The following is an 8,461-nucleotide window of genomic DNA, read 5'->3' on the forward strand; positions in this document are numbered from 1 at the left end:
GGATCGCCCTTGAAGTGGGCCAAGACACGCGGCTCCACGTCGAAGATCAGCTCGAGGCCTTTGGCCGAGGCCTTCTCCGACATCAAGTTCCCGACATTCTCCAGCACCTTGTCGAGATCGAAGTCTATGTGCTCGATCGTCAGCTTACCGGCTTCGATCTTCGAGAAATCGAGAACGTCGTTGATGATGCCGAGCAGGTGCTGTCCCGAGCTTTTGATCTTGAGAACGTAATCGCGCTGCCTGGGGCTGAGTTCCGTCTTCAAAGCAAGATGGGACAGGCCGATGACGGCGTTCATCGCGTGCGGATCTCGTGGCTCATATTGGCGAGGAAGACGCTCTTCGCTTCGTTGGCCTCGAGCGCGGCCCGACTGGCCTTCTCCAATTCCACTTGGGCCGCCTCACAGGCGAGTTCCGCCGCCTTCCGATCGTCGATGTCGGCGAGCGAGCCCACGACCTCCGCGGGCTGTCCCGCCTCGTCACGGATGAGATACTGCTCGTCGCTGACCCAGCAATAGCTGCCGTCCTTCCGGCGGAAGCGATACTCCATCCAGTTCGCGCCATTCCTGAAGAGATCGCCCTGCTTCATCTCGATCTCGGCGATATCATCGGGATGCACGTGCTGCCGCCAGAAGTCCGGCCCGGTGAGATAGTCGTTGGGCTGATAGCCCAGGATCCGCGTGATGCTGGGACTCACATAAGTTGCTTGTAGTCCCCCGTGGCGGCAAAGCTGTAGACCACGACGGGGACGGCGCCGAGCAGCACGTCAAGCTGCGCTCGGGCTTCCGCGCCGGCTTGTTCCGCTTCCCGGCGTTCCGTGACATCCGTCCATGAGCCGACGATTTCGACAGGCTCACCTTTGTCGTCGCGGACCAATTGCTGCCGGTCGTGAAGCCACATATACGTGCCGTCTTCACGACGGACGCGATATTCGATGGAGCCCCTGTCCTGGTCGAACATCCGGTCGACCCAAGCATCGATGCGCGCCACGTCGTCGGGATGCACCCTGTTCCGCCAGAAGTAGGGATCTCCGAGATAGTCGCGCGGGCTGCAGCCGAAAAGCTTCGTCACGCTGTCGCTCACGAAAGTCGGCTTGTAGTGCCCGCTCGCGGCCCGGCAATAGATCACGGCCGGCGAGGCGTTGAGCAACTGTCCGAGATGGGCGTGCGCGGAGGCCTGGACCTCGGCGATCCGCTCCAGGTCCCGCTTTTCTTGCGCTTGAGCGGCTTGGCTGAGGGCTTGATCGATGAGGAGAGTCAAAGCCTCGACATCGGCTCCGCCGGGAGCGGCACCCAGCAGACGCATGACCTTAGCGGCGACCGTCTCCGCCTGTTTCCGAGCGGCCGACATGACTCACACCCTCCAGGAAGCGCTCCCTCGGGCGAGGCGCTCCTCCCGACTGAGGAGCCTAGCGTTTTCGGACTGTCGTGCAAACCGATCCGAAAGCCCGGATGAGCGCCGATACCGGCGCCCCCACCCGAAAATCAAGCGTTTCGCGGCTTGCGGGGGGCCAAAGCCTCCTCTACACCCAAGCGAACCGTCTCTTTCGACCCCGTAGCTCAGCAGGATAGAGCATCAGATTCCTAATCTGAGGGTCACAGGTTCGAATCCTGTCGGGGTCACCAGCCTTTACAATGGCTTAGCGGAGGCAGCGTCCTGCGAGAAAGGTGCCGGGGTAACACCCGGGGTAACATCTCCGGACCATCGTCTTTCATGGTTGCGGACAGGTAGCCGATGCTATCGTTCTCGCGAGATGAACGATTCCCGACCACCTCAGGGCAGCGGTTCTCCGAGCTCTACATCGAACGTGGCGCGCCCGAGCGCGACAGCGCGCGGATGCGGCGCCGGCTGGCTGCACTCGTTTCTGATCACGACTACTTAGGCGACTTGCGCAGCGAATTGCAGCACTCCCTGGGCATAGACGGCCCCAGTGGGAACTACGGGTACCAATGGGTCGAGTTCTACAAGCAAGCCGCGTTACGAGATGTGTTGGACTCGATCACTGTGGCCTGGAGACTGTTGGCCCGCAATGTACAGAGCGGCTCTCTCTGGGACCGCAGCGCGCCTGGGAGGTGGGTCAAGGACATAGGTCAAATTCTTCGCGAAGAAAATCTTCCCTATGAGCTGGATGCTCGCGGTGGCGTCCACCTCACGGTGGATCAAGAGTTCGAACGGAACAGGGCAACAGTCATCGCCGGATTGGACGCAGCGCGCTATGCTAATGTGGCGCAAAACTTGGAAAACGCCCATTCCGAACTCTCTGCAGTGACACCCGACGGAAGGGGCGCGATAAGAGCCGCCTTCGATTCCGTCGAAGGCCTATTCAAGCTGATGTTCCCTAAGGAGCCTCGCCTCACCGCTCCGAGCGCTCGAACCAAGCTCGCACCCGTCCTCCAGAAGATGACAGATGGAAATCCCCCCGCATCAGCCGCGGCGGCAAAAATGCTAGGCAGTCTGTGTGAGTGGGTCGCTTCCTGCCACAACTATCGGCACGAGCACGGCAAGCCCGAAGTGCTTGAGCCGCCCCGCTCCATGGCCGTCCTGCTCGTTAGCACGGCTGCCAGCTATCTCAGGTGGTTAGCCGAAATCGACGCCTGGTTGAAGTCCCAAGAATCGGTGTAGGACTCAACTTTTCCGCGACACGAAGACTTGATTAACCGTGATCGCGGCACCAACTCTCGCCCTAATGCGCGCAGTTTAGAAGGGACGATAAAGTGGCGGATCTCGTAGAACCGGCCAGCGGCGAAGGGCCTCGCCGTAAGGAGCCGGGAAAGCCGGGGCCTAAAGAGCCCAAGCTCCTGGCGCAGATGCGCCAAAATCCCAAGGGCAACTGGAACACAGGGCACCTTGAAACCGTTTCCAAGGCGATCGGGCTCCGGTACACTCCCCCGAAGCGGGGTAGCCATTTCAAGATTTCGAGCCCACACCTCCCGGGCATCTTGACCGTGCCCAGCAAACGGCCCATCAAGCCGCCATACATTAAGAAATTTGTAGCATTGGCTGAGGCACATATTAGTGCCGCGCAGAGAAGGGCAACCGAACAGTGAGCGACCAATACGCAATCGTCATTGTTCCCCTCACAGAAGATGAGGGGGGCGGCTACGCTGCCTATGTTCCCGACCTCCATGGGTGCATGTCCGACGGCGAGACTGAAGCCGAAGCGGCCGCGAACGTCAGAGACGCCATTGTGGAGTGGTGCGATGAGGCCAAAGAGCTAGGCCGCGACATTCCTGAACCCGGGAGCTTCTCCAAGCGTGTCCAAGAAGAGTGGGACACTCTCGTTGAACTCGTGAACGCCCAGGAGGAACTAGGCGCGCTGAACGAGGCTCGCGAGAAGAAGCTCGTCGCTATCAACGAGGCCAAACAGAAGAAGTGCGAGGAACTAGAGGCCCAGGTGGCAGCTCTGAGGCTCCGGCTGCGCACTCTCGAGCCCATCGCCCACCGCGCCTTCTACCAATGCTTCGAAGATGAAGATGTGGTTCGTCCGCACGTCGCTGTGCCCGTTGCCTCCTCGGTGCCGGGTCACCTTGCGGCTGCTGCGCTGACCAGTCGACGCCATTAGTAAAAAGGCCCGCCCCGCAGCGCGCGGGACGGGCCTCTCATTCTTCACATGCGTGATTCCGGGCCTAGTGGTCCGGCATGTTGGATATGGCCAGGAGATTGCGCCGACCGTCGTAGAAGGTGACGATCACGCGCTTGCCCTGCTCTTTCTGCTCGTATTGCAGCGTGCCGCGTCTCATCGCTCTTGAGAACGCGTGACGGAGCTCGCGGGAGCAGCTCTTGAGCACATCGTCCAGGTCGACACTCCCCTCCTTGCCGATGACGCCTCCGCGCCCCCAGCCCTTGCGCCGTGGCGGTCTTCCTTCGAGATACGTCACGTTCGTCGGGTCCTTTGGGTGGAGCGACTTCACGGCGCAACACCTTCTTGGACGACGCCGTCGGTCGCAGCGCGTCGGCTGGCATCACCACCTTAAGCGTCGCCCTTGAGGCCGACAGCACGAACTCGGGCCACCACGCGAGGCTCTTCAGCCTCGTGCCGGTGCTCGTGATTACCGTGCCGCCGGGATGGACGAAGCCCTTGAGCAGTCCGTGGTCGAGCCGAAAGCCGACGCAGCCGGTGTTTGGTCCGAGGACCCACGGCGCGCTCTCATCGCGGCGGTTGGGGTAAATGCCCCACTCCACGACGGGAAGGCAGCGCGTGTTCTCGTAGACCTGATCCTCGTCGGCACCCTCCGGAAGCAGGGGGCACGCCACGACGGAGTACCCGGGCCGTGCGTCGTGATATCCGCCGCAGTGGTCTGGGCCTAGGATCTCCTCAGAAGAGTTCACTGGCCAGTCGGCACCGTCGCCCATCGTGTCAGGGCCGCTGCCGAACTGGTACCGGTCGAACTGTTCCCCGAGCACGGCCTTGAAGACTTCGACCACTCGCTCGCGGTCCCATTCTTCTCGGTTGGCACGGATGATGAGGTTTCTGATAAGTAGGTCTTGCATGCAAACATTCCTTTCAGTTGCGTTTTGAAAGGAGCACCGGCGGCAAGACAAAGCGAACCACCGGTGCTCACACCGGTGATCCGCTTTCACGTACGGATCGTGCCAAAACGTCCCGCGCACAGTTACCAACGGCGCATCTGGCGAGGGGCTGCGGGAAAGCCTGATCCTCGACCGGCACGCTGGGCGATCCCGTCACGCTGAAGTCCTCGGCCAACCGAGTCAAGACCGTCGTGCGCCCATAAAAGAGGGCCCCGCGCCGGAACGCGGAGCCCCTCGTCTTCTGCCTCGGATCCGGGAGCTAGGCGCCGACGGTGACGCCTGCGGGCAGCCTGACGACGAGCCGGTCGTCGTCGCCCACGCTGTAGCTCAGGCCCATGTCGCGGCGCATGATGGCGAGCGCCGTGGTGACGTTCGCGCGGTCGCGCTTCACCGCCTTCGCGATCTGGTCGAGGGTCCTGCTCCCGTCCGCGAGCCGCAGGATGCGCGCGCGGTTGGTACCGGCGCGCACGACGCGCGCCTTCTTCTTCGTTTTGGCCTTGCTGGTCACATCTTCCTCCTGTGCTGGTTGGACCGCGCGGCGACCGCGCCCCTCAGCGGGCGCGGGACGCGTGGCGGGGGATCGTCGCGACGCGCGAACAGGCGGTGCTCCCGGATGGCGAGCAGCGACACTACTCCCGCGAGCCATCGGGCCCAAGAGCGCACGCGCTCTCGCCGCATGATCGCGCTGATGTCGGCGCTCAATGGAGCGCTCCGTTGGTCTTCGGGAAGCGGCCCTCGGAGCAGATCAGGTCGAAGATTTCTTCGAGGGACAGGTCCTCGACCTCGATGAACTCCGCGTCGAGGATGTCCTCGTCGGGATCGAGCGGCTGCCGCAAGACTTGGTAACGCATGATGATGTCCTCCTGTGTTGGGGGAGGACCAGCATCGCGGCCTTCGAACGCGCGTGCGGGAGATGCTGCGGCGATCACCGATGGTTCGTAGGAGTGCCCCGGGGACGGCGGTGGGTGGACCGGACGAAACCCGTCCCCGGGGACTGGCCCCAGGATCCCGATGAAGCAAGGAGAAGACCCCGGGGCGTTGAGCCTGCCGCGACGGTGAGCGAGCCGTCCGCAGGATCTGGGGGAGAGGACCCGCCCAGCCGCCCCGTCGCCGCAACAGCCTGCGGCGCCAGGAGCGTTCGATCAGGCTGCCTTACGCGACCTCTTCACGACCTGGACCGACAGCACGGCGGCCGGGCTCGCGTGCACGCGTCGCTGGACGTCGAGCCCGCGTTCGATGCCCGCGGACACGTATGCCTCCTCGCACAGCTCGATCTCGGCGATCTTCCGCTCAAGCTCGGCCACGCGACGCTGGCGCTCGTCGGACGCGAGCGCGCCGTCTTGACCCGCTCCGGCGTCGATCTCTCCTTCGATGCGAGCGAGCAGTCGGTCGGGAGCCAGCCACGCGATGAGCCCAAGGATCTTCTGCTGCGTGACGTCGGTGCCGTAGTCGGCGGTCGGCTGCCCGAAGCGCGGCACGCCACCATCCATGACGGGTGCTCCCGCCTTGGCGAGCCCGTCCACGAAGGCCTTGGCCTCTGCCTTCAACTCGTCAGTGGTCTTCGGCGCAGTCCGCACCTCGCGGAGTTCGGTTTGCAGTCGCTTCAGGTCTCGTCGCAGGTCTTCGAGCCCACCGGCCACGTCGCCCAGGTCCTCGTCCTCGACCTTCATCGGAGGAACGAGGCGCAATTCGACATTGCGAGGCAGGCCGGTCAGCCACGCCCTGATCTGAATTGCGAGCTGTTTGGTCGCGTTGCGCCTCGCCATGCGGCGCTGTTGTCGAACTTCACCGGCCTTGATCTCCGCATCCAGCTCCTCGAAGCGCGCTTCATCGGTCGCGGGATCGTGCCGCTCGCTCAGGAGCGCACGGAGTGAACTGGTGCTCGAAGCCACGAGCGCGTCTGCATCGCTCGCCGCCTGTTCGAGCGCACGCATCTTTTCCAGGGCGGGTCCGGGGAGTGTCGGGCTCATCGGGCACCACCTTCCTTCCAGGCGGCGGTCAAGGCGGCATCGCGGAGGGCGAGCGCCTGCTGTCGGGCGTCGCCCGTGGGTGCCTCGCCCTTCGTCTCAGGTGCAAGGGCGGGATTTCTCCACGCGTCCTGCATGTTCGATAGGTGCCGCTCGTAGGCTTCGGTCTTTTGCGACGCGTCACTGGCGTCTGTCACCTGATGCGGACGGTGGACGTGGCACGCGATCTCTCGCTGTGCCGCGTCGCAGAGCATGAGCGGAACGCGCACGCTCTCTCCGTCGCGGATCACATCGTCTTGGTTACGCAACATTCGTCTTCTCCTTCGCTTGCTTCTTCTCGGTTTCAAACTCTTGGATTGCGGCCGTCACGGCCTCGGCCCATCGCGCGTCACTGATGACCGGAATGAACACGACGGGATAGGTCTGCTGCATGAGCGCGCGCCTGAACCGGCGCTGGTCCCGCAGCGTCTCGTCCGAGGTGAGCAGGGTCTGACTGGTGCCTTCGAAGAAGAGCGTCCAGTGCAAGCCGTTCGCAGAGCCTGCCGTGATCTTGAACGCGGGAAGCCTGCGTGGTCCCGCCAGCTTCAGACGCGCTGCCATCTTGGCCTCCCCGCGTACTGTCCTTCTGGTGAGGCCGCGTAGGCGACCGCTGCCTGCTGCCGCATCAGGTCGCGGAATGTGCAGCGCGTCTTGATGACCGCTGGCTCTGGTTCGGTACGCTCGCGGAACATGATCTCGCCCAAGACCTGTCGCAGTGCGGCCGCGAGGACCGGGTGTCGGTCGCCGCTCGTACTGAGCCAGTGCTCGACGCCCTTCAGCCGGTCGGCGCGATTGATGCGGCCCTTCGCCTGTCCTCCGAGGCGACGGAAGCCAACGCGGTCGCCCTGTGCCAGTGCGTCGAGGATGGCAGCGATCTGCCTCTGTGGTGTGGTCGGCCTCGTCATGCGCCAAGCACCTCCCTGACGGCCGCGATGAGTTCTTGCGACGGCGTCTGGTCTGCGGGGCGCTCGTTTTCGTCGTCGGGATCCGGCGGCGGGCGGAACGCGGAGACGAACTCGTAGCCTCGGCACGCACCGGCCGCGCGCGCGCGGTACTCCTGTCGCTCTTGGTGCTCCAACTCGTCTAGCGACCGGATGGGCAAGAGCCCGCGCGACCGGAGGCTCTTGTTGGCGAGCGCCAGCAGCTCGTCGCGGGACAGCGCCGCGAGATGTTCTCGCCGCTCGCGTGCGACAGGCGGCGGCCTTCCTTCGCGGCCTGCTCGACCAGCGCGCGGAAGTCCTTGGGCGCGTCGTCGTCGCCCGCGTCGTCCGCCTCTTCGCGCACTGGACGCGGCAGGAGGCCGAGGTCGCCAAGCAGGCGGCGCTGGTGCCCTGCGATGCGCGCGTACTCTTCGTGATTGATCTTGTTGCCCTTGGCCGCCTCAAGCTCCAGCGCCTCAAGCTGGATGGACAGCATGGCGACGCGGCGCAGGAGTTGGCGCTGGACCTCACTGAGCGCGGCCCAGCCGCCGATCATCTCGCTAAGGTCGCTGACCAGATCCTTGAAGCGTCTCGCCTGCCGGTTGTCGCCGGGCCGCTCGCTGTGGAGCGACGTACCATTCGAGACGGCGCTGCGCACGGTGGGACCGCGTCGGCCGCCGAGGTCGCTTGGTCTGACTGCCCGTTTCACCAACTGCCGCCACCAATCGCACTCCCCCGAGTTGCTGTCTTTGGCGCATAACGGGGGACGCACTGGTCTGACCAGCCCCTGATTTGAGGCGCGCCAGAGGGCCGGAAGGCGCTCAGGGCCAGGCGCTGCCGTTACCCGCGCGTTACCCACAGGCGCTGGCAAGCAGCGGAGAGGCAGCGAACAGCGTTGCCTCGCAAGCGGTTCGCGGACCTGGGGCAGGAGAATACAAATTGCCGGGTCGCATCGCGGCGCGTCGGATGCTGGCGCGAGGATTTTCGTTCAGGAAGTGGCGCGCTCGC

General features: G+C 64.2%; 13 protein-coding genes and 1 tRNA gene. 3 read left to right on the forward strand and 11 right to left on the reverse strand.

The annotated features are described in order from the left end of the window. The 3 genes from AUC71_RS20130 to AUC71_RS02580 form a co-directional block, all read right to left on the reverse strand. Nucleotides 1-296 (reverse strand): histidine kinase dimerization/phospho-acceptor domain-containing protein (locus AUC71_RS20130; protein ID WP_280139263.1); only part of this gene is annotated, 296 nt, incomplete at its 3' end. Next, a complete protein-coding gene (locus AUC71_RS20135; protein ID WP_069623012.1) occupies nt 293-694 on the reverse strand; it encodes a PAS domain-containing protein in 402 nt (133 codons plus the stop codon). The genes AUC71_RS20135 and AUC71_RS20130, both read right to left, overlap by 4 nt. Next, entirely contained in the window at nt 691-1,347 is a 657-nt protein-coding gene (locus AUC71_RS02580) for a PAS domain-containing protein (RefSeq protein ID WP_069623013.1), read from the reverse strand. Before AUC71_RS02580 ends, AUC71_RS20135 begins: the two co-directional genes overlap by 4 nt. A 198-nt stretch (nt 1,348-1,545) precedes the next feature. Between AUC71_RS02580 and AUC71_RS02585 the strand changes: the two genes are divergently transcribed. The 3 genes from AUC71_RS02585 to AUC71_RS21725 all read left to right on the forward strand — a co-directional run bounded on the left by AUC71_RS02585 (nt 1,546) and on the right by AUC71_RS21725 (nt 3,559). Next, nucleotides 1,546-1,622, forward strand: a tRNA-Arg gene (locus AUC71_RS02585). Nucleotides 1,623-1,731: 109 nt separating this feature from the next. After that, nucleotides 1,732-2,619 carry a hypothetical protein gene (locus tag AUC71_RS02590; RefSeq protein WP_069623014.1) on the forward strand — a complete coding sequence of 296 codons (888 nt, stop codon included), beginning with the start codon at nt 1,732-1,734 and terminating at the stop codon, nt 2,617-2,619. 421 nt (nt 2,620-3,040) lie between these two features. Further along, nucleotides 3,041-3,559, forward strand: coding sequence for a type II toxin-antitoxin system HicB family antitoxin (locus AUC71_RS21725; RefSeq protein WP_069623015.1), 519 nt, complete (start codon nt 3,041-3,043; stop codon nt 3,557-3,559). Nucleotides 3,560-3,623: 64 nt separating this feature from the next. Here AUC71_RS21725 and AUC71_RS02600 read toward each other — a convergent pair whose 3' ends face one another. The 8 genes from AUC71_RS02600 to AUC71_RS02640 all read right to left on the reverse strand — a co-directional run bounded on the left by AUC71_RS02600 (nt 3,624) and on the right by AUC71_RS02640 (nt 8,111). Next, nucleotides 3,624-3,908 carry a hypothetical protein gene (locus tag AUC71_RS02600; protein ID WP_069623016.1) on the reverse strand — a complete coding sequence of 95 codons (285 nt, stop codon included), beginning with the start codon at nt 3,906-3,908 and terminating at the stop codon, nt 3,624-3,626. 878 nt (nt 3,909-4,786) lie between these two features. Then, nucleotides 4,787-5,035, reverse strand: coding sequence for a hypothetical protein (locus tag AUC71_RS02610; protein ID WP_069623018.1), 249 nt, complete (start codon nt 5,033-5,035; stop codon nt 4,787-4,789). Between the two features lie 190 nt (nt 5,036-5,225). After that, nucleotides 5,226-5,378, reverse strand: coding sequence for a hypothetical protein (locus AUC71_RS19135; RefSeq protein WP_158007673.1), 153 nt, complete (start codon nt 5,376-5,378; stop codon nt 5,226-5,228). Between the two features lie 291 nt (nt 5,379-5,669). Next, on the reverse strand, nt 5,670-6,497 hold the full coding sequence (locus AUC71_RS02615) for a hypothetical protein (RefSeq protein ID WP_069623019.1): 828 nt from the start codon (nt 6,495-6,497) through the stop codon (nt 5,670-5,672). After that, a complete protein-coding gene (locus AUC71_RS02620) occupies nt 6,494-6,805 on the reverse strand; it encodes a hypothetical protein (RefSeq protein ID WP_069623020.1) in 312 nt (103 codons plus the stop codon). Before AUC71_RS02620 ends, AUC71_RS02615 begins: the two co-directional genes overlap by 4 nt. After that, complete coding sequence (locus AUC71_RS02625) at nt 6,795-7,094, reverse strand: hypothetical protein (protein WP_069623021.1); 300 nt, start codon at nt 7,092-7,094, stop codon at nt 6,795-6,797. The genes AUC71_RS02620 and AUC71_RS02625 overlap by 11 nt, the downstream gene beginning before the upstream one ends. Further along, entirely contained in the window at nt 7,079-7,438 is a 360-nt protein-coding gene (locus AUC71_RS02630) for a hypothetical protein (RefSeq protein WP_069623022.1), read from the reverse strand. Before AUC71_RS02630 ends, AUC71_RS02625 begins: the two co-directional genes overlap by 16 nt. A 178-nt stretch (nt 7,439-7,616) precedes the next feature. Then, the gene (locus AUC71_RS02640) at nt 7,617-8,111 is read right to left on the reverse strand and encodes a hypothetical protein (RefSeq protein WP_069623024.1); all 495 of its coding nucleotides are present in this window, start codon (nt 8,109-8,111) and stop codon (nt 7,617-7,619) included. Nucleotides 8,112-8,461 lie beyond the last annotated feature (350 nt).

Source organism: Methyloceanibacter marginalis (genome assembly GCF_001723295.1).
GTDB lineage: Bacteria > Pseudomonadota > Alphaproteobacteria > Rhizobiales > Methyloligellaceae > Methyloceanibacter > Methyloceanibacter marginalis.

Excerpts from the sequence above, each read along its gene's own strand:
- AUC71_RS02620 (WP_069623020.1), bottom strand. The coding sequence starts at position 6,805 with ATGTTGCGTAACCAAGACGATGTGATCCGCGACGGAGAGAGCGTGCGC.
- AUC71_RS02615 (WP_069623019.1), bottom strand. The coding sequence starts at position 6,497 with ATGAGCCCGACACTCCCCGGACCCGCCCTGGAAAAGATGCGTGCGCTC.
- AUC71_RS02580 (WP_069623013.1), bottom strand. The coding sequence starts at position 1,347 with ATGTCGGCCGCTCGGAAACAGGCGGAGACGGTCGCCGCTAAGGTCATG.
- AUC71_RS02630 (WP_069623022.1), bottom strand. The coding sequence starts at position 7,438 with ATGACGAGGCCGACCACACCACAGAGGCAGATCGCTGCCATCCTCGAC.
- AUC71_RS19135 (WP_158007673.1), bottom strand. The coding sequence starts at position 5,378 with ATGCGTTACCAAGTCTTGCGGCAGCCGCTCGATCCCGACGAGGACATC.
- AUC71_RS02625 (WP_069623021.1), bottom strand. The coding sequence starts at position 7,094 with ATGGCAGCGCGTCTGAAGCTGGCGGGACCACGCAGGCTTCCCGCGTTC.
- AUC71_RS02590 (WP_069623014.1), top strand. The coding sequence starts at position 1,732 with ATGCTATCGTTCTCGCGAGATGAACGATTCCCGACCACCTCAGGGCAG.